Annotated in this window: 14 protein-coding genes and 1 pseudogene; 5 read left to right on the top strand and 10 right to left on the bottom strand. The window is 39.4% G+C overall.

The annotated features are described in order from the left end of the window. Positions 1-47: 47 nt before the first annotated feature. The 3 genes from ACFSVN_RS07660 to recD are packed head-to-tail and all read left to right on the top strand — an operon-like array spanning position 48 to position 8,410. A complete protein-coding gene (locus ACFSVN_RS07660) occupies positions 48-3,110 on the top strand; it encodes an exodeoxyribonuclease V subunit gamma (protein WP_390300673.1) in 3,063 nt (1,020 codons plus the stop codon). Continuing rightward, positions 3,107-6,604, top strand: a complete 3,498-nt coding sequence (gene recB, locus ACFSVN_RS07655; RefSeq protein WP_390300671.1) for an exodeoxyribonuclease V subunit beta — start codon at positions 3,107-3,109, stop codon at positions 6,602-6,604. Before ACFSVN_RS07660 ends, recB begins: the two co-directional genes overlap by 4 nt. Beyond that, a complete protein-coding gene (gene recD / locus ACFSVN_RS07650) occupies positions 6,605-8,410 on the top strand; it encodes an exodeoxyribonuclease V subunit alpha (RefSeq protein ID WP_390300669.1) in 1,806 nt (601 codons plus the stop codon). It begins immediately after the preceding gene. Between the two features lie 280 nt (positions 8,411-8,690). Here recD and ACFSVN_RS07645 read toward each other — a convergent pair whose 3' ends face one another. Beyond that, complete coding sequence (locus tag ACFSVN_RS07645; RefSeq protein WP_390300667.1) at positions 8,691-9,395, bottom strand: FKBP-type peptidyl-prolyl cis-trans isomerase; 705 nt, start codon at positions 9,393-9,395, stop codon at positions 8,691-8,693. Between the two features lie 140 nt (positions 9,396-9,535). Between ACFSVN_RS07645 and ACFSVN_RS07640 the strand changes: the two genes are divergently transcribed. Both ACFSVN_RS07640 and ACFSVN_RS07635 read left to right on the top strand, forming a co-directional pair. Then, the gene (locus ACFSVN_RS07640; protein WP_390300665.1) at positions 9,536-11,110 is read left to right on the top strand and encodes a DEAD/DEAH box helicase; all 1,575 of its coding nucleotides are present in this window, start codon (positions 9,536-9,538) and stop codon (positions 11,108-11,110) included. Between the two features lie 75 nt (positions 11,111-11,185). Further along, positions 11,186-12,355 carry an alkaline phosphatase gene (locus ACFSVN_RS07635; RefSeq protein ID WP_390300663.1) on the top strand — a complete coding sequence of 390 codons (1,170 nt, stop codon included), beginning with the start codon at positions 11,186-11,188 and terminating at the stop codon, positions 12,353-12,355. Between the two features lie 86 nt (positions 12,356-12,441). On the opposite strand, the pseudogene ACFSVN_RS07630 reads toward ACFSVN_RS07635, so the two are convergent. The 9 genes and pseudogenes from ACFSVN_RS07630 to nuoF form a co-directional block, all read right to left on the bottom strand. After that, positions 12,442-13,209 (bottom strand): annotated as a pseudogene (locus ACFSVN_RS07630) (PAS domain-containing sensor histidine kinase); the annotation flags it as partial. A gap of 17 nt (positions 13,210-13,226) precedes the next feature. After that, positions 13,227-13,364: a PAS domain S-box protein gene (locus tag ACFSVN_RS07625; RefSeq protein ID WP_390300661.1), complete on the bottom strand. Its 138-nt coding sequence runs from the start codon at positions 13,362-13,364 to the stop codon at positions 13,227-13,229. Then, on the bottom strand, positions 13,309-15,150 hold the full coding sequence (locus tag ACFSVN_RS07620; protein ID WP_390300659.1) for a PAS domain-containing protein: 1,842 nt from the start codon (positions 15,148-15,150) through the stop codon (positions 13,309-13,311). The genes ACFSVN_RS07625 and ACFSVN_RS07620 overlap by 56 nt, the downstream gene beginning before the upstream one ends. A 126-nt stretch (positions 15,151-15,276) precedes the next feature. Beyond that, entirely contained in the window at positions 15,277-15,411 is a 135-nt protein-coding gene (locus ACFSVN_RS07615; RefSeq protein ID WP_390300657.1) for a hypothetical protein, read from the bottom strand. A gap of 222 nt (positions 15,412-15,633) precedes the next feature. Further along, positions 15,634-16,107, bottom strand: coding sequence for an outer membrane beta-barrel protein (locus tag ACFSVN_RS07610; protein WP_390300655.1), 474 nt, complete (start codon positions 16,105-16,107; stop codon positions 15,634-15,636). A gap of 77 nt (positions 16,108-16,184) precedes the next feature. Continuing rightward, complete coding sequence (locus ACFSVN_RS07605; protein ID WP_390300654.1) at positions 16,185-16,682, bottom strand: hypothetical protein; 498 nt, start codon at positions 16,680-16,682, stop codon at positions 16,185-16,187. A 157-nt stretch (positions 16,683-16,839) separates the two neighbouring features. Continuing rightward, a complete protein-coding gene (gene nuoH / locus ACFSVN_RS07600; protein WP_390300652.1) occupies positions 16,840-17,874 on the bottom strand; it encodes an NADH-quinone oxidoreductase subunit NuoH in 1,035 nt (344 codons plus the stop codon). Next, complete coding sequence (locus ACFSVN_RS07595; RefSeq protein ID WP_390300651.1) at positions 17,875-19,611, bottom strand: molybdopterin-dependent oxidoreductase; 1,737 nt, start codon at positions 19,609-19,611, stop codon at positions 17,875-17,877. It lies immediately after the preceding gene. Between the two features lie 59 nt (positions 19,612-19,670). After that, complete coding sequence (gene nuoF / locus ACFSVN_RS07590) at positions 19,671-20,957, bottom strand: NADH-quinone oxidoreductase subunit NuoF (RefSeq protein WP_390300649.1); 1,287 nt, start codon at positions 20,955-20,957, stop codon at positions 19,671-19,673.

The following is a 20,957-nucleotide window of genomic DNA, read 5'->3' as shown; positions in this document are numbered from 1 at the left end:
TTATAAACCCTCTGCTTTTCTTATCATAAGCCCACACTTAAGGGACTATGATTCATATTTATAACTCACATTCTTTAGATAAGCTCGCACAATATTTCTCCGATATTTTACAAGAGGAGCGCTCTGATCCTTTGCAGCCAACCTGGATTATTGTCCAAAATAACGAGATCAAAGAATGGCTGTCCCTTCAGTTAGCGTCTAAACAAGGTATAGCAGGTAATTTCAGGTTTATTTTTCCGTCTGAGTTTATGTGGGTTCTTTATCGGTTAAAAGAAAAAGATATCCCTCAGTCGCTTCCCTCGGATTTAGCTGGAATGCAATGGGCACTCTTTGACCTTTTTGAAAAAAAGCCAGAGCTGCTGGATCTGATCCCTGTCTATGATACTGAGTCTGATTCTCTTCAGAAACGATTTCAATTAAGCGGTCAGGTCGCAGATATTTTTGACCAATACCAGGTATATCGGCCTAAAATGATTCAATCCTGGCTTGACCATAATTTGAGTACAAACAACAAGCATGAGAAATGGCAGTCAGCTCTCTGGAAACGGTTAAATGAATATTGGAATAAAAATGAATTAACACATTCAATACCGAGTCGCTCAGAAGCTTACAATGGTCTAGTTAGTTGGATGTTAGGTAAAGGAGAGGATTTTACTAAGCAGTTACCGGAGCGTATTTTCGTATTTGGATTATCCCACTTGAATAAGCCTTTTTTAGAGATAATCAGTCATTTATCAACTTTAAAGAATGTCCATTTTTTCCATCGTTATTCTTTACAAAGTTATAAGAATAAAGATCTCCAAAAACTTCTGTCAAGCTGGAACGCATCTTCCAAAGATCAGTTTCATCTTTTTCAAAGCTTGTTAAAGAACTTGGACTCTGAAGTTAATACTGTTGAATTGGATGAAAGTCAGTTTTCAAGTATTTCTGAGATAAGTGTTCATTCTTGTCATAATTCCCGGAGGGAGGTTCAAGTTTTAAAAGATTCTGTTCTTGATTACCTCGAAGAGCACCCAAATGCAGGGCCTGGGGATGTATTGGTCTTGGTCCCAGATGCTGAAACATACAGCTCAGAATTAGAAATGATATTTGAAGGGAATGAAAGCGAGCCTTCTATTCCGATTACTCAGCTACACAGGAATCAGCAGTCTGACATCTATACATTGACTGCCTTATTGGACGCAATAGATTCATCCCATAAACCCAGTACCATTCTTGAACTCATTAATCTTGAGCCCACCAAGAAAACTTTTTCATTTACTGATGATGAACTTGAGCGTTTGGAGGAATGGGTTATCAACAATAAGATCCATCGGGGAATTGGGAGTGCGTTTAACAGTCCTTACAGCTGGCAGAAAGGGGTTAATCAGCTTTTATTGGGGGTTTTTATGGAGCCCGGCGAAATAGAACTGTATAGAGATCTTATTCCATATCGTTCTATTGCATCGAATGAGCATATAGAACTTACGGCCAGATTTTCTTCATTCATCGATTCCTTAATTGAGGCTGCAAATGGGGCGCAGGAAGCTAAAACCCCAATGGAATGGCTTAATTATGTAGATAAACTTTATCAAACCTTTCTGGGTGGCACCAAAGAAGAAACATCAGGGGTACATCGTATTCTAGAGAGTTTAAAGGAGTATTTGCATTATTCAAATGTATCTGGAAAAATTCCTTTTCAAATGATGATAAGTTGGATCAAGTCACAGTTTAGTACAAATGACTCAACTTCGGGCCGATTTGGACAAGGAATTACAGTAAGCTCATATATTCCATACCGCTCTGTCCCGTTTAGATTTATAGCTGTAATGGGCCTTAATGAGGGGGTTTTTCCACGTAAAGCAATCCGACCTGAATTTGATCTGATCTACGCCTTACCTCAACCAGGAGATCGTATTCAAAAAGAGGATGATACCTATCTATTCTTAGAAACTCTGCTAGCCGCCGGTGACCAACTTCATATAAGCTATCAGGGGCAGGATCAGCGTTCTGATGCAAAAAGGCTTCCCTCAATGCTTGTTCAACAGCTTTTAGACGTATCGGATAAAGGCAGAATCTCTTTCTATGAACATAAACTGCACCCTTTCAACAGGAGCTATTTTTCAAATGAAAATGGAATGAGATCTTATTCTTCATTAAACCTTAAGATCGCAGAAAATCTTGAAGAGCAATCAGGCTCCGATCGCATTTTTACAAATGAGTCCCTTAAAGAACCAAGTGCTGATGTGCATGAAATAGTATCTGTAAAAGATCTTATATCATTTTTTACTAATCCATCTAAATATATAGCGTTAAATAGTTTAGGTTTTTCTGACAGTATTTATTTAAATGACATTACAGACCGGGAGTCTTTTAGCCTGAATAGTTTGGAGTCTTACCATTTGGATGATTTTATTCATGCCTCATTATTAAAGGGTAACTCTAAAGAAGATATTTTTGAGTTTGTCAAGACTTCAGGGATGATTCCGGATAAGCTGAAAGGAGAGAAGCTGTTTGAGGGTGAGTTTGATCAGATTCGGAAACTGAATTATCAATTAGGTCTTTTAACCTCAAGAAAAGAGCAGATCATTGATGTTGAACTTAGTATAGAGGAAATAAGTGTTATTGGTAAAATATCTGAGCTGTATGGAGATATACTCGTTACAAGTCGTGTTGGTAAGAGAAAACCAAAATATGAAGTTGGTCACTGGCTGAAACATCTTATCCTAATGGAAATTGGTATTCCTATTCAGAAAAGTTTGTTTCTATCAATGGAGGGGAATGAACTTGAAGTATTGGAATTACATTCAAAAGACATCCCTGAAGATACATTCTCTGGCTATTTGAGGTGGTTTTTAAGTAAGGAACCTATGCCGGTAACTGCTTCTTTTTTCCCGGCTACATCAAAATCCTATACTCAAAAATGGAATGAAGCAAAGGATAAAAAAAGTGCTCTTAATGAAGCCAGGAAAACCTGGGAACCTTCCTATAAAAATACTTTCGTTGAGTCCAATGATTACTATAACCGGGTGCTGTGGAGGAATCGTGATCCTTTGATCAGAGATGATTTCCATGATAATGCATTAAAATTTTGGGAACCATTTCTAAAAGCTTGTGAGGAAGTAGGATGAGTAAAAGTAAACTCCTTCAGGTATTTGATGTTCCTCTCAAAGGCATTTCTTTGGTTGAAGCAAGTGCTGGAACAGGAAAGACTTATAATATCACTTCTATATATGTTCGGGCGATTTTAGAGCAAAATCTGGAGCCTTCTCAAATATTGGTCATGACCTTCACGGAAGCCGCTACAGCCGAGTTGAAATTACGGCTTCGAAGCAGGCTCAGGGAATCGCTTAATGCAGTGATCAATAAAGATGCTGGTGAAGATGATTTCTTAACAAATTTGTTGTCGGGGAGTTTTGTGGGGGCAGAACAAAAGCTTCGTAATGCTATCGAGCTTTTTGATGAGTCGGCCGTATTTACCATTCATGGTTTTTGTAATCGTTTATTGAGCGAGTACAGCCTCCAGTTTGATGTGCCGCCAAATTTTGAGCTGCTTACAGATCCTTCAGAAATGCTACAGGACTGTGTTGATGATTATTGGCGAACCTTCATTAAATCCGCAGAAAAGGATGACTTAAAATGGTTTGTTTTGGACTATCTAACGGACGTTGGGTTTGGCCCCGATGAACTCAAAAGCTCAGTTGAAACCATTCTTGCTCATCCTCAAAGTAAAGTAGTACCTGAGAACATCAGTATATCTGATCTTCAAGATTCGCTTAATGAGTTAGAAGCAGCTTTTAAAACGCTTCAAAAGCATTGGGAGAGGGAAGGAGATATTATTGCTGACATGTATCTCAATAGAAAACTGAATGGTACTGCTTTTAGGAAGGGTAAATCCTGGGAACAGGATTGGGAAAACTTGAAGGAGTTAATCTCCTCAGACCGCCCAAAGGTGAATATTTCTGATCGGATGGTTCGCTTTGGTAGCTACATGAAAGAAAGTGGTAGTAAAAAGGATTTCACTGTTCCTGAGTTGGATTTCTTCACAGCTATGGATTCCTATGTTGAAATTACAGATCGTTTGAAACTTATTAAGCCAGCTTTTATTAAAGACTCCGTTGAAGACATTAGAGAGAAGTTCAAGGAGAGAAAGCGAAAGGCGAATGTTTTAAGCTATAATGATCTGCTTGAAATAACACAAAAGGGCATAAGGAATGACAAAACAGGATATTTGACTGACCGTATAAGGGAAAGTTACCCATTGGCTTTGGTTGATGAATTTCAGGATACCGATCCCGTTCAGTATGGTATATTCCGTAAGATCTATTATGATCATCCGGAGGCAGGATTATTTATGATAGGTGATCCAAAACAGGCTATCTATAGCTTTCGAGGGGCAGATATTTTCACATATCTGTCAGCAAAAAAGGATACTGATAAAGGACAGTCTTACAAGCTTCTTCATAATTATCGTTCTAATAGACGAATGATAGAAGGAGTTAATAATTTATTTGATGCAGCGGATAACCCATTCTTGCTGGAAGACTTATCCTTTCAATCAGCTCAATTTCCGGAATCAAAAGAGGATTCGGACTATATAAAAAATAGTTCAGGTGAAGTAATAAATCCATTGCAATTCATAGAGTTAAATGATGATATTTATACCAATAAAACAGAATTAAATAACACTATTTATGATACAGTTAGCAAAGAGATAGCAGAAATACTATCTAATGATTATACGATCAATGGAGGAAAGGTCAGAGAAAAAGACATTGCAGTTTTAGTACGGGAGGGTAGAGAAGGCGAGGCTATTCAGTCAAGTCTGAGAGAATTTGGTATTTGTAGTGTGCTGCGATCACGGACTAGCGTCTTCAAAACCCAAGAGGCCGATGAGTTATTTCGAGTACTTAATGCAATACAACGAATAAGCTATGAGCCCGGAGTCAGGGCTGCCCTTGCTACTTCACTATTGGGTTTTACAGCGAAAGATCTCATCGATCTTAATAAGGATGGAGACAAATGGATAGAAATTATTCAATTGTTCATCAGGATTAGAGAAGTTTGGAAAGAAAAGGGTATTGAAGCTGCTATTGATGAGTTATTTACTTTGTTTAATGTACTCCAAAGAATATCAGAAGAAAATGCAGCTGAGCGCCGAATTTCAAACCTTATACATATATCTGAACTATTATCTAAGGCTGCAAGGGAGCAACATCTGCATGATAAAGCGTTGCTCAAATGGTTTTATTCCAAGGTCAGTCAGGATGACTCTAAAGATTCATCCGAAGATGAGCAGCTAAGGCTGGAAAGTGATGAAGGGCTGATACAGATAACGACTATTCATTCATCAAAAGGACTTCAATACCCCGTTGTCTTTTGCCCTTTTTTGTGGAGCTCCAAAGCTACGCCTAAGAAGGATGATATCTTGAAATTTTATAAAGAAGGTTTCACTCATATTGATATCAGCCAGGGAGCTAACCACTCCAGAAATTCCGATCATATTGCTTTAACTGAGAAGCAAAATCAGGCAGAGGATGTACGACTTACTTACGTGGCATTGACCAGGGCCATTTCCGCATGTTATGTGATCTTACCCAACTACAGAGATATTGATAACTCTCCGCTTGGGTTTATTTTGAGAAGAAATTCCGAAGCCACAAAGGTAAATTTCGGATCTATAAAGGAAACACTTGAATCAACTGAGAATATAAAAGTATGCCCACCCACAGCATCAAAGGTGGTTACAATGTCTCTTGATGCCAATGAAAAAGAAGAACTAAAGAAAGCTTCTTTTACCCGTAATGATCTTTTCAGATTCCCGAGATTACTCAGTTATTCATCTCTTTCAGGACAAAAGGAGAAGCGAGAATTCGGGAAAGATTATGATGAAATTGAAATAAATACCGTTCCCACCACTGAACGCAATGATCGGTTTGGATTTCCTAAGGGAGCTAATGCAGGGACTTGTTTGCATAATATTTTTGAAGATCTGAATTTTACTGACCCTTCAAACATCAATGAGGTTATAGAGCAGAATCTTAATTATTCCGGTATAGATGAGAGATGGGAACCACAGACTATAAAGTGGATTTCTGAGGTTCTTGAACACCCATTAAAGAGTCCTGATATTTCTCTTTCAAAGCTCTCAGATCCTAATGTCCTCAAAGAGATGGAATTCTTTTTTCCTGTTCAGAATCTGAAAGCGGAAGAGTTGTGGAAGATCATTCGAACTGAATCTCCAAAATCCATTCCGGGGGAAACAGTGCAAGGATTTATGAAAGGGTACATTGACCTTACTTTTAGAGCAGATGGTAAGTTTTATATCCTTGATTACAAGTCGAATTATTTAGGTGATCAATTGGATGACTATGGAAGTGAAAAACTGCGGAGAGCGATGGAAGATTCCGGCTATGATCTGCAATATCATATTTATACGCTGGCTTTGCATAGGTTTCTTTCGTCACGAATAAAAGATTATGACTATGAAGCTCACTTTGGCGGAGTGCTATATCTGTTTTTGCGGGGGGTAAATCGTGATGTGCCAGGAAGCGGAGTATATTTCGACCAACCTGACCAAGAGGTTATTCAGAAACTCGATCAATATTTTAAGGGGGAAGTATAAGTGAATATTCTTGATAAAATGGAGGTTTGGCACCAGAATGAAATCATTACCGGAATTGAAAAGGAATTCGTTCGGTTATTGATTGAATTGGATAAGGATGTTTCCAAGCCTGTTTTGCTAGCTGCGGCCTCCTGTGTATTTGCTCAGCAACAAGGCCATCTGTGTATTGATCTAAGTAACCCGGAATCATTACCCGATTTTCTTTTTGAAGATGAAAATACGGGTATTCAAATAGATCAGAATGTTCTTGAAATTTGGGAAAATGAACTCCAGAGAAGCAAATTGGTAAGCCAAAATGGGGAACTTGCCCCTCTGGTTCTTGAGAACCGCAGATTATATTTTCATCGTTTTTGGAAGTATGAAGAGGAATTGACTAAATGGATAAAACAACGGTCTTCTGTTACAAATGCCATCAATAAGCAGGACCAAAAAATTCTGGCAGGTTTACTTAGGTCTGGAGGAGATCTTTTTGAAGTAGACTGGCAGCAGGTAGCCGTGTGTTTAAGCTTTTTAAAAGATCTGGTTGTGATATCAGGAGGACCAGGTACCGGTAAAACATATACGGTTCTGAATATCATCGCAGCTCAAGCAAAAGCGCATCCTGAGGAAAAGTTTAAGATCGCACTTGCCGCACCAACCGGAAAAGCTGCCCGAAGGCTTATAAACTCCATTGAGGAAGGAAAAGTACATCTTCCTGATATATTTAAAGACGGAATTGAGCTTCCTGAGCATGCCCTTACCGTTCATAAATTGTTAGGTGCTGATCATAATGGCAGTAATTTTAAGTTTGATCAAGATAATCAGCTGCCCTACGATCTTGTGATTGTAGATGAAGCATCTATGCTGGATATCACTATGTGGGTAAGACTTATTCGTGCTGTAGGTCCTGACACAAAGTTAATAGTTCTCGGAGATAAAGATCAGTTGGCTTCTGTTGAGGCCGGTTCTATTCTTGGAGATATATGCGGCGGAGAAAATAGTTTTTCTGAACAAATTGCTGCTACAGTAGGAAAACTGACAGGGGCATCTATACCGGTTGCTAAAAATGTACCTTCAGTTAATGATTGTATTGTATTCCTGACAAAGAGTTATCGTTTTGGGGAACAGAGCGGAATTCAAAAGCTTGCTGAAGCTATCAATCGTGCAGATCCTACCGAAGTTCTGAAAGTCTTGAAAGATCCTGAATTTAGTGACGTAGCTATCATTGAACCATCCAGGGAAAGCATAGATAAGCTTATTGAAACATTCTCCATTCAGCACTACGAAGAGTATAACTCTAAAAGTCAGGATCTAAGAATGAAAGAGGCTAATCGGAAGAAGATCCTATGTGCCATACGAAAATCGGATCTGGGGGTAGAACAACTTAACAGCTGGTCAGAGTATAGGATCAAAAGGAAGAATAACCTATTAACATCCAACGAGTGGTATGATGGAAGGCCTGTAATGGCTACCAGGAATGATGCTATTTTACGGATAAGGAATGGAGAGATCGGTTTATATAATGAAGAACAGGAAAGCGTGATATTTGAAGGAGAGCAAGATGTAGTTGTATCGCCGACCAGATTATCAGGCTATGAACCTGCTTTTGCCATTACAATACATAAAAGTCAGGGTTCAGAGTTCGAGAATGTGGCAATAGTGTTGCCAAGTAAAGAAAATTCAATACTTTCTAAAGAAATTTTATACACAGCTGTAACAAGAGCCCGACTTAACACTCTTTTAGTTGCACATGAGGAAATTGTAATAAAATCTGTACTTAGATCGGTATCAAGAAATAGTGGGGTTAGACACAAACTTTGGGAATAGCAAAGTAAAAGAATTTCGGAGTCGGAACATTATCACATAAAAAAGCTACAACGCATATAACATTGTAGCAAAAAGTTTGTACCCCAAAAAGCCAACGTATCAGGGGGGAGCAGTTGATAGCTGTTTCCCCCTTATTCTTTTCTGAATATGCTCATCTATTCTATTAAAAGCACTTAGATAATTTTAATGTGAGTTAGTAGTCTTTAATTTTTTGCTTTAAATGAAAAAAGCCCCGCTCAAGATAATGAGCGGGGCTTTTTATTTCCTTAGAAAGAGATTATCACTCTGCCGGTTTTACTTCCAGTAATTCAACTTTGAAAATCAGTGTTGAATTAGGTCCAATCGGACTTCCCTGAGGACCGCGGGCACCGTATGCGAGTTCAGAAGGAATATAGAACTCATAAGTAGCACCTTCCTTCATCAATTGAACACCTTCTGTCCAGCCCGGAATCACGCGGTTAAGAGGAAATTCAGCAGGATCGCCTCTGTCATAAGAACTATCAAAGACCTCACCGTTAATTAGTTTCCCTTCGTAATGTACCCGAACAACATTTTCAGCTGTTGGAGATTCACCTTCACCTTCTTCAATAACTTTATATTGAAGTCCGGATTCAGTTACCATTACGCCTTCCTTGTTTTTGTTTTCTTCAAGAAAAGCGGCTCCTTTTTCCATATTCTCACTTCCTCTTCTTTCAGAAAGCTCCTGAACATAGGTATTAATAACAGCAAAGAGTTCATCCCTGGACATAATTCCTTCTTCTGAATTTAATGCTTCATTAAATCCGGCAAGGTAATTTTCCATATCAATATCGTTGAGGCCCTCACTGTCTAAAAGCATGCCGTTCTGGTATCCAATAGCATAACTTACACTGTCAATTTGAGAGGAAAGGTCGGCTTCATAGTTACCGTCCGTATTTTGTTGGCAAGCTGAAATAAGGAGTACAGTACTTATAATCGCAGCTAAACTTAAGTTCTTCAATTTCATAGTTAGTTTTAGTGGTTAAGATTTATGATAAACTGATAATTAGATTCATAAAATAGGGTAAATAATAGCAAAGTGGAATAAATAATCACTTATCTGTGTATATTACGGGATCATAAAAAATTTCATAACAGACGAATACATTGACCTTTAACGATTTTGACTTTAACGACGAGCTGAAAGCAGGCTTGCGCGACATTGGCTATACTGAACCAACTCCTATTCAAGAACAGGCCATCCCCATAATTTTGGAGAAAAAAGACCTTATCGGTGCCGCTCAAACGGGTACCGGTAAAACCGGGGCTTTTGTGATACCGGTGATACATCAGATCTTAGAAAACCCATCTGAACATACACAAGCCTTGATCTTGTCTCCAACCCGGGAACTTGCACAGCAGATAGATGAGCAAATTTTTGCTCTTGGCTACCATACAGGAATTTCATCCGCTACGGTAATTGGGGGAGAGGATTTTGCAAAACAGGCCAAAGCGCTTCGCTCAGGAATAGATATTATTGTAGCTACTCCCGGTAGATTGATAGATCAAAGTAAAGTACTTGATGTTGATTTCAGCCATGTGAAATTTCTTGTGCTTGATGAAGCTGACCGTATGCTCGATATGGGATTTTTGCCTGATGTAACCAAGATCATTAAAAAGCTGCCCAAGGAACGCCAGACATTGTTATTCTCAGCAACCATGCCTGATCAGATCAAAAAGCTGGCTAATGACTTCATGAATGATCCTGAGAAGATCGAGATCGCTATTGAGAAGCCTTCCGGAAGTATTTCCCAGAAGGGATATTTTGTGGAACAAAAAGAGAAGTTGAATCTTATTCAGGATGTTCTGGATGATCTCGAATGGGATTCGTGCATAATTTTCTGTGCTACCAAACGAGGCGTGGATGAACTGGAAAGGTTATTGATCAAAAAAGGAATCAAGGCAGGCAGTATTCATGGCGATAGGGATCAGGATGAACGAAATAAGTCACTGCATGAATTTAAGAGCGGTAAAGTTCCTGTAATTGTAGCTACCGATGTATTGGCAAGAGGAATAGATGTAGCCGATGTTTCCCTTATTGTAAATTATGATGTGCCCCGGCAGGTAGATGATTATGTGCATAGAATAGGACGAACGGGTCGTTACGATAAATCAGGTGTAGCCATCACTTTTGTAAATAAGAAAGACCGTCGTGCATTCAGTGCCATTCAGGATAAGGTAGGCGACCAATTGGAAATGTTGGAAATAGGTAGTTCCAATAAGAAATCATCCAAGTCAGATTCCACTAAGCCCGAACCCAAAGAAAAAGTTCGGAAGAAAACTCCCGACTCTAAGAAAAAAACTACAAAAGACACAGATCAGTCTTCAGATCAGAACAATGTTTCTGCGAAAAAGAAGAAGGATTCTCAATCAGGCTCTACAGAAAAAAAGGCATCTAAGAAAAAGACTGAAAAGAAACCTAAAAAGCTTTCTGCCAAGGAAATTGCAGAGGCGAACCGAAAAGTCCAAAACCTCAAAAGTGTAGAGGTGATCTTAGCAGGGGATAAGAAAGTAGCTAAGTCTTCCAAGAAAGGTTCTGATAACAAGCAGAATGGATCGTCCAAAAAACAAACAGGACCGGTTATACCAGCTGAACGTATCAAAAAAGCCACAAAACGAAATCAAAAATCACTAAAACCTGCTAAAGGGTTTTGGGGTTTGATCAAAGCTTTGTTCTCCTGATTTATTGATCAGGATTTTACATTTTCTTAATCTAAAAGCCGAAGTAATTCATTAACTTGAAAGAAAAAATTTGTCATGAAAAAACTCAGCTCGATATTATTTATTACTCTTTTAACAGTAGCCTGCCAACAAACAGAGCCTGAAAACACAGAGGTTATTTCAGTCATGGAATCTGAAGGTTCAGTTCCTGAGTTATTACCCTTGGTGGAGACCAATACTATAAAAAATGTGATCCTTTTAATCGGAGATGGAACAGGTTTAGCACAGATCACAGCCGGGCAATACGCTATTGTAGGTCCGGATGGACTGCTTCACATGCAGACTATGCCGGTAACAGGCTTTGTAAAAACACATTCTTCTGATAACCTGATCACAGACTCTGCCTCGGGTGCTACAGCTTACTCCTGTGGACTTAAAACCTACAACGGAGCCATTGGTGTTGATCCAAATCAGGTGCCCTGTAAAACCATTTTGGAGCTTGCTGAAGAGAAAGGGCTTAGCACCGGATTGATCTCAACTTCATCTATTACCCATGCAACACCTGCAAGTTTTGCAGCGCATGTTGAACAAAGAAGTATGCAGGAAGAAATTGCGGCTGACTTTTTGGATTCCGGCGTAGAAGTGTTTTTAGGTGGAGGAGTTCAGTGGTTTTCTGAGAATCAGCGAAGCGATTCTTTGGATCTTTTAGGGCAATTTGAAGAAGCCGGGTATCAAATACTGATGAATGAACAGGATCTTCAGAATTCAGATTCAGATCGTTTGCTTGGACTTTTTGCAGAAGATGGAATGGAAAGAAATGAAGGTGAACCTTCGACTGCCACAATGGCCCAAAAAGCTTTGGATATAATGAGCAAAGATGAAGATGGGTTCTTTTTGATGCTTGAAGGCAGTCAAATAGATTGGGCAGGACATGGAAACGACTCCGAATACTTGCTGCGTGAAGTTGAAGATTTTGATAATGCTGTTAAAGCCGTACTTGATTTTGCGCGGGAAGACGGAGAGACCTTGGTTGTACTTACAGCAGATCATGAAACAGGAGGGATGACCCTTCAGCAACAGTATGCAGACGGTGATTCACTTGAAATTTATTGGACTACAAGTTACCACACTGGTACGCCCGTTCCTTTAATGGCATATGGACCAAGAGCTTTGGAATTCATGGGCTGGAGAGATAACACATATGTTGGGCAGAAACTATCTGAGTTACTTCAGGTCGGAGAGTTGCCGGTTTTGCTGGAAGACTGATCCTAATCGAATCCGGCGTTTCCGATACCTTTTTTTGTTTCCTGTTTCTCAAAACGGAGGGTGCAGGTAGTACCATTACCCGTATTTTAGTATTCACCTGTTCCGCTTATTTGATCACAAAGCACATTGATCAGATGAATTCCTAATGAGCCACCCTGTTCTAACATCCCTTCAGGAATACCTACACCATTGTCCATTACTTCAATAATGATTTCAGTATTCAGTTCTTTCAAATTAAAGCTAATAGTACCTGCTTTTTTATCCTTAAAAGCGTGTTTATAGGCATTTGTAATTACTTCATTAACTATAAGAGAGGCAGGAATAGCCTGGTTTATATTCAAAGTGATGGGGTCACAGTGAATATCAATGCCTATTTTATGGTCAGGCTGTAGCGTTTCGGAGATATTTTCAACCAGTTTTTTTAATGTATCAGAGAACTCCAGTTTTGAAAAGCTGTTAGACTGGTATAGAAGCTCATGAACGGTTGCCATCGTTTTGATACGCACTACACTATCATACAGTTTTTCTTGTAAGACTTCATTGTCAGATTCAAAAGCCTGGAGTTGCATCATCCCTGATACGACCGCAAGGTTATTTTTCACACGATGATGAATTTCAGCAAGTAAGGTTTCTTTCTCAGAGAGAGAGGCTTTTATAGCTTTTTCATTTTGTTTTCGATCAGTTATGTCTCTGCCAATAGCCACCCAATGTGTAAAATCACCTTTACTGTTTTGAACCGGAACCATGGAAGTATTGATCCAAAACTTTTCACCGTTCTTTTTATAATTTATGAACTCCACCTCCAGAGGTTTATAATTATCCATGGCTTTGCGGAGTTTACTGCGGATCTTATCATCTGTGTCAGGTCCATTTAAAAGTGCAGTGTTTTACCCGTTACTTCCTCTTCAGAATATCCGGTGAACTTTGTAAAAGCGTCGTTTGTAAAAATTATCTCACGTCCGCATATGTTGGTTATGCCATGTAATACGAGCTTGTGCGAATTCTTCAAACAACATAGCTCTTGGAATAATATTAGCTGCCTTTTCAAGCAACTTAGGTATGGTAAGGTCTCCTTCATTTAGATTTGTAATATCGTATAGGCAACGTTGCTCTTTGATTCTTTCAACCAATGCTTCATTAGACCTTTTCAGCTCTAATTCTGCCTCTTTCCGCTCAGTTATATCTTGAGTTGTCCCATAAATTCGGACGCATTTTCCATCCCTAAAATCGGGCTTCCCAATATTTCGTATCCATTTTCTATTTCCTTTAGCTGTAGTGATCTGCAATTCAATGTCATAGGATTTACCTACTTCCAGTGCCTTTTCTACAACTTTCTCTACAGCATCCCGATTCTCATTCTTTGTGTAAAACTCGATAGCAGTATTTAACTCAGGTTTAAAATCAGGATCAACTTCAAAAGTTTTCTTTACTACTTCTGACCAATATAATTGATCATTTACCATGTCCACTTCCCAATTTCCAATGGATGCTATTTTATAGACTTGATCCAGTTCAATTTGGAGTTCCTTTTCTTTATTGATATCAATTATAACTCCGCGAATGACTTCCGGTATTCCATCTTCAGTAATTACCGTAATTACATCTCGTACCCATATATATTCTCCATTTTCTTTTTTAAAACGATATTCAAGTTCATGGTTCTTTCCGGCTTGAGTCAGTTTTATGAATTTATCACAGGTTTTCTTTTGGTCATCGGGATGGATGTGATCTTCCCAAAAACCAACGGTGGAAGCCCAAACATCTGCATCATGTCCTAAAATGGGTAAAGACTGGGGGCTCATGTAGGAAGTTTGTAATGAGTCAGGTTCAGCTTCCCAAACAACCCCGTCAATAGTTTGTATTAGAGATTGGTACTTTTCCTTAGCTTCGGCAATAGCTTCCTGGTATTCAATGCGATCTGTGATGTCTCTGAAATTGTCAACAATACCATTTATAGCAGGATCGTGAAGCATGTTAGTTATGGTAGCTTCGAACCATCGATAACGGCCATCTTTATGCTTCATTCTGGCAGGAGTAACTTCCAAAGGTTCTCCTGGTTTGTCCATACATTTTTCCAATTCAGAAGCTACTATTGATATATCATCCGGATGCACAAGTTTCATTAGGTCCATTTCGTACGCTTCTTCCTGAGAGTAACCTAATACGTTTTTTATGGAAGGGGAGATGTAGGTAGGTTTAGCTTCAGGAGATAGAATGAATAGAACATCATTCCCGTTTTCTACTAATGCCCGGTATCGTGCTTCACTTATCTCTAATTCTTTTTTGGTGTCAAATTCTTTAGTCTTTTCATAAACTGAAAAAAGGGCACCGTAAATAGCCCCGTTCTCAAGAATTGCAGGCCGATATGTAGTATAGAAATACCGATTGCGACCATCCGTATTTGTCATTTCAAGATCGGCTTTGACTATTTCCCCATTAAAAACCTTTTCTAAAATATCATTTACCTTATCTACTCTTTCCGGAAGAGCAAATTCCATAATAGATATACCTACTTCAGGATCTTTACCAAAAATATCTCTGGTTTTCTCGGCATAGGCTTCGTTGAAGTTCAAGATCTTCCTTTCCCGATCAATGAGTACAAAACTATCCTCTGCATTGTTGAGCATCAGTTCGTACTTGTGTTCATTCAGCCTTTGTTCAGTAATATTAGTTGCTGAATTTATAATGAACTCAACAGAACCTTCATCATCAAAAACCGGAACATTTACAACTCTCCAATAATACTCCTTGTAGGTTCCGTCTTTGAGAGTTATGTCATAACAGATGTCATTCATTTAATCCGTTTGTTTCGTATTCAATACTCGTTGGAAGGATGCGCGCAGCCGTTCAGGCCCGGTAGGCTTTGCTTCATCCGGGTTGGCTGGAAATGCCTCAAAAATAGAGCGACCGATAAGGTCTTCTTAATTCCCGCCGGTCATCTCCAAATAAGCATCATTCATTTGAACGAACGAAAATTCAGGATCATCAGCAGAAACAATAGAAGTAGGGGTAGGAGATGCCTTAAAGATCTCTATAATTTTTTGACGATCAATCATTTTAAATCCTTCTTGAGAACAATCCTCTTAAGCTGTACTAGTAGTGATTATTGGACCTTAAAAAAACCAATTATTTTTTAATTAAACAGGAAGCCAACGATGTATTTTTTAGCACTTTAAACTATAATCAAATATTAAAATAAATTAATATTTAGAGATAGACAATAAAAAAAGCCGCAACAAAATGCGACTTTTTAGTTGTTCAAAAATGAATTGTTTTTTTTAGAAATAAAAAGAGGCTGAGATTCGCAGAGCAGTTGAGAGATTATTGGCACTGTCGCCAACTCTTGAATTTAGATTTGCATCTCCACTAACACTGAAGTTCTCGGAAAAAAAGTATTCAGCTCCATACCCAACACCAATATTAAAGTCAGTAATAGAGGTATTAGCATTATTTATAGAAGTGTTGCTAATCCCAAGTGTTCCGGTCGCATAGGTAGCGAAGGAGTTTTCACTATTTATATAGTAACGGGGACGTACACCTAAAACAAAATTAGTGGTCTGGTCCTGGGTTGCATTTAAACCAATGAAAGGAGCAATTGATAAGCTTTCATTAAGCATATAGGGGACCTCGATACTTGTTTGCCCGGTGATATTTGCTCGAATACCTACATTTCCAGTTTCGGGAATAGATTGAGCATTAAGGGTTAAAGTACATAAGGTTGTGATGATAAGTAACCCAGTTGTTTTGATCATAGAATTCATAGGAATTATTTATTTGTTTGATGTTATATACAAAGGATAGATTTAATCTCTGTTTGTTGCAAAATAAATTAATCGTCTATCCCATATAACTCACTAATTTGGTTATAGTTCCTATAGTCAATGCCTTTGCCTTTTACAATAACTGAAGAAGGAATAGCTATTACTCTAAGCACATCCCGATCAAACAGTTCTTCATTTGCCTGATTATTTCCACCTACTTCGCCTTCAATTATCAGACTGAAGTTATTGATATCGAATGAATACCTGAGGTTAACAAGGTCATGTTCGAAAGGAACAGAAAAGGGCAGGGCTTGCCAGGCGGTTGTTCCTTCGAACCTTAGATAACCTAATACCATACCGTAATCAACCATTTCTTCATCTAAGTTATCCCAACCGTAATCAGCCACGGATATGAAATCGTCTTCAGCTATGAAATCATTTGATCTAACATTAATAGTACTGCTATAAACGGTATCAGCTTCACCTTCAACATCATTATCGTAAATGGTACATGAGAAAAGAGAAAGTAGACTAAGAAGGACCAGTAATAATTTGAATGGTCTCATGATTGGCTCCTTTATTTTAAAATTGGGTTGCTTAATAATAGAAGAGAAGCCATTCATTTATTATCACATGAAGTGATTAGTCTGTTCATGCGATATGGTTATATAAAAAAGCCGAACTCAAATGAGCCCGGCTTTAAAATCACTAAATTGATCTTGTTTAAAACCAGTGAGTGTAGGCATACATCCCAAAAGCGATAAGCGCAAAATTAAGAATGCTAAGAGGAAGTAATCGTCCCCAGCCTAACTTCATAACTTGATTATACTTGAAGCGGGGGATGGTCCATCGTACCCAAATGAATACGAAGCACCAGAACACTACTTTACCCATAAAAACTGAGACATCTAATATCCCTTTTACTAAAGGATCTAATTCAGGTAGCCAATATCCTGCAAAAGGGAGGTGATAACTTCCGAAGAAAAAGGTAGTTATCAGGATACTTCCGATAAAAACATGCATGTATTCAGCCAAAAAGAACATTCCAAACTTCATTCCGGAATATTCAGTATGAAATCCCCCTACAAGTTCCTGCTCGGCTTCAACGAGGTCAAAAGGAGTCCGGTTGGCTTCAGCAAATGCTGCGATAATAAAAATTACAGCTCCGATCGGGTTGATAAATACATTCCATAAATGTTCTTGAGAAGCTGCAATCTCAACTACACTTAATGACCCTGCTACCAAAACTACGGAAGCAACAGCCATTCCCATCGGTAACTCATAACTTATCATTTGAGCAGCAGCTCGAAGCCCGCCCAACAATGAATATTTACTGTTAGAGGCCCATCCTGCAAGGGTAACACCGTAAACTCCCAAAGAAGCTACTGCAAGGATAAATAAAACACCTCCGTTTATATCAGTAACATAAAGTCCTTCACCAAAAGGGATAACTGCTACCGACATGATTGCCGTTATAACCGGGATCATCGGGGCAATGGCATGTATTCTCTTAAAACCCTGAGCCGGGGTAACATCCTCTTTAAGGAGTAGTTTAACCACATCGGCAACCGGTTGTAAAAGCCCAAAAGGACCAACACGGTTTGGACCAACACGATTCTGAATAAAAGAAGCAATACGCCGCTCAGCATAAACCAAAAGAGCTGCTGAATTAAGATAGGCAAATACACCTAACCCAAGAACAGCTACCCATGTTGGGATAAATAGAAGTCCGAAAATATCAATTCCACCTGTACTCATTTATGCGGTAGCCTCTTGCTTATTTGAAGGATTAAGGTTGATGCCCATTTCATTGTCCATACGTTCGTAGCTGATATTTTCAAAAACTGGGTTTGTAGATGCGATTTCATCCATTATTTCTCTTGGATGACCGAAGCTTATACTTAAGCCCATTCGCTCAGCAAGCTGATTCATGATCTCCCAGGAAGGAGCGCAGTCGACTTTATTATCCTCAGTAACCCAGTTATCAAAATTGGTACCATAACGATCTAAACGTCCTTGGTTCATTTCGAAATCTAAGCTGCGGTTTGTGTATTTGGTTTCCTTAGCAGGGAAGGAGCGCTGAATTCGACCATCTATATTCACATAACTAGCAGCGTGTTCTGCAATGCAAGTTACAGGAATGACCAAGTCAGCCGCTTTGGATGTTTCACACTCATTGGTTGATAAAAGGATACTGTATTTGCCTTTAAGATCATCCGCTGTCAGAACTTCACGATCAATAAGCTCATCAGAGAGCATGATAACGACCTTGGCTTTTTTAACATCAGCGGCAAGATCTGAACTCTCTTCATATCCCAATAATTTGACACCTGAAGTATTAGGAGCCTGATCATCAGTCAATAAGAAATCATCTCCGGCACCTTCTTCAATATGGGGAGTGAACTTGAAATTATTAACACCCCAAAGGTTGAATACCTTCATTAATGCGTAATTTTCTTCAACGGAAGCATGTGCACTACCAACCACCAATACTTCTTCCGGTTTGTGAGACTCCAAGGACTCAGCAAAAGTTTCGATAGCATTATTCCAGGATGTTTTGGATTGGTTATCACCATCTAACTTGATAGCAGGGCGCGAGATACGGTTTTCGTTAAATCTTCTGTAAGCTTCTCTTCCGACGTCTGACATCCAGTGGTTATTCACCTCTCCGTTATATCTTGGAGTAATACGCATGATCAGATTATCTCGAGTCCAGAGATCAATATTCGTTCCTTTACCATTGGTGATATCGATGCTTGGGGTTTGATTCATTTCCCAAACACGAGCCTTAAATCTAAAGTCAGTAGAGGTAAGGGCACCGACCGGACAAATATCTACGGTGTTCAGTGAATAAGGGTCATCGAATTCTCTTCCCGGTGCAGCCATCGGGTAATTCTTATCACCGCGTTGTACAATGGTTAGTTGATCGGTTCCACTAATTTCTTCGGTAAACCGAACACATCTTGTGCAATTGATACACCTTTCAGCATCCAGAGTCACTCTAGGGCCTAACTGAATTCTTTTAGGCTTATGCTGTTTTTTAACTTCAAAACGGCTGCCTTCAGGACCGTATTTATACGTCTGTATTTGAAGAGGGCATTCACCGGCCTGATCACAAATTGGGCAGTCCAACGGATGGTTTATAAGAATGAGCTCCATGGTATCTTTCTGAGCTCTGGCAACTTCGTCATCCGATTCCTGGGTTTTTACAACCATTCCATCCTGCATACCCAATGAACATGAAGTTTGCATTTTTGGGAACCATCTGATCTTGCGATCACCGTTCTCGTCCAGCTCAAACTCTCCGGTTTCACGGTCCTTAACAGGAGTTCCCGCCTTTACAAAGCATTGGCGACAGTTTGCAGGAGCGCTCATTTCAGGATGATAGCAAAAGAAAGGGACTTCCTTGCCTTGATCTAAAATGAACTGAAGAACGCCACGTTCGTCGCCTTCTTCAAATTCGTATCGTTGTCCGTCTATAAATATTTCTGACATATTGGATTGTTGATTTATAATTTTTGATTGATGAGTCAACCAAAAACAATCATTTTCTTTTAGGCTACAGCATGCACGCTTTTCTTACAGCGTGCTTCAAATTCATCTCTGAAACGATTAATAGTATGTCGAACCGGCCAAGCTGCGGCGTCTGCCAGAGCACAGATAGTTCGACCCTCCATTTGGGTGGTGAGGTCAAGCAACAGATCAAGATCTCTTATCTCACCTTCACCGTTCTTAATCTTCAGTAGTATTTTTTCTAACCAACCGGTTCCTTCCCGACATGGAGTACATTGTCCACACGATTCATGATGGTAGAAGTGTGAAATTCTCCACAGTGCATCTACCATATCAGTGTCTTCATCCATTACGATCATTCCTGCGGTTCCCATCATAGATCCTGCTTCACGTAGAGAATCGGCATCCATTGAAACGCCTTCGAGTTGGTCTGCTCGCAGGATCGGGGTAGAAGAACCACCTGGAATCAATCCCTTCAATTTCTTTCCGCCTCGAATTCCCTGGGCAACGTCATTAATGAGTTCCATCACCGGCACACCGGAAGGTAATTCATATACTCCGGGCCGATTTACATGTCCTGATATTCCGTAAAGTACCGGTCCGGGGTGAGTCTCAGCTCCAATATTCTTAAACCAGGCTGCGCCATTATTAATTACCGAAGGCACATTAGCCAGTGTTTCAATATTATTGATGGTAGTTGGACGTCCCCAAAGTCCTTTTTGAGCAGGGAAGGGAGGCTTAACCCGAGGATAACCTCGTTTTCCTTCCAGTGACTCCAACATCGAGGTTTCCTCACCACAGATATAGGCTCCGGCTCCTCCTGTTACTTCAAATTCTACGCTGAAATCGGTTCCGAATAAATTCTTTCCAATAAAGCCTTTATCACGAGCATCTTGTAATGCTTTCTCCATCATCTTGATCCATGAATAATATTCTCCACGGATATAAACATAAATAGTGGTTACTTTCATCGCATATGCAGCGATCAAAGCTCCTTCAATAAAAATGTGAGGGTTGTATTCAAAGATCTTACGGTCTTTGAAGGTTCCGGGTTCAGACTCATCACCATTACAAGCAAGGTAACGTGGGCCTCCATCAGCAGGAGGCATGAACGACCATTTTAGTCCGGCATTGAAACCCGCTCCGCCACGTCCGCGGATATTGGCTTCTTTAACCTCATTGACTACGCTTTCAGGAGTCCAGTCGTCTCCTTTGACAACCTTTTCAAGCGCTTTATAACCACCATTTTCTATATACACATCGATCTTATCCAGATTTGGAATATCAGGGATAAGAATCGGTTCAAAGGATTTCCAATCAGAAGCCAT

This window comes from Gracilimonas halophila (genome assembly GCF_042684365.1).
GTDB lineage: Bacteria > Bacteroidota > Rhodothermia > Balneolales > Balneolaceae > Gracilimonas > Gracilimonas halophila.
Note: the sequence above shows the minus strand (reverse complement) of the source record. Positions and strands in the feature narration are given on the sequence as shown.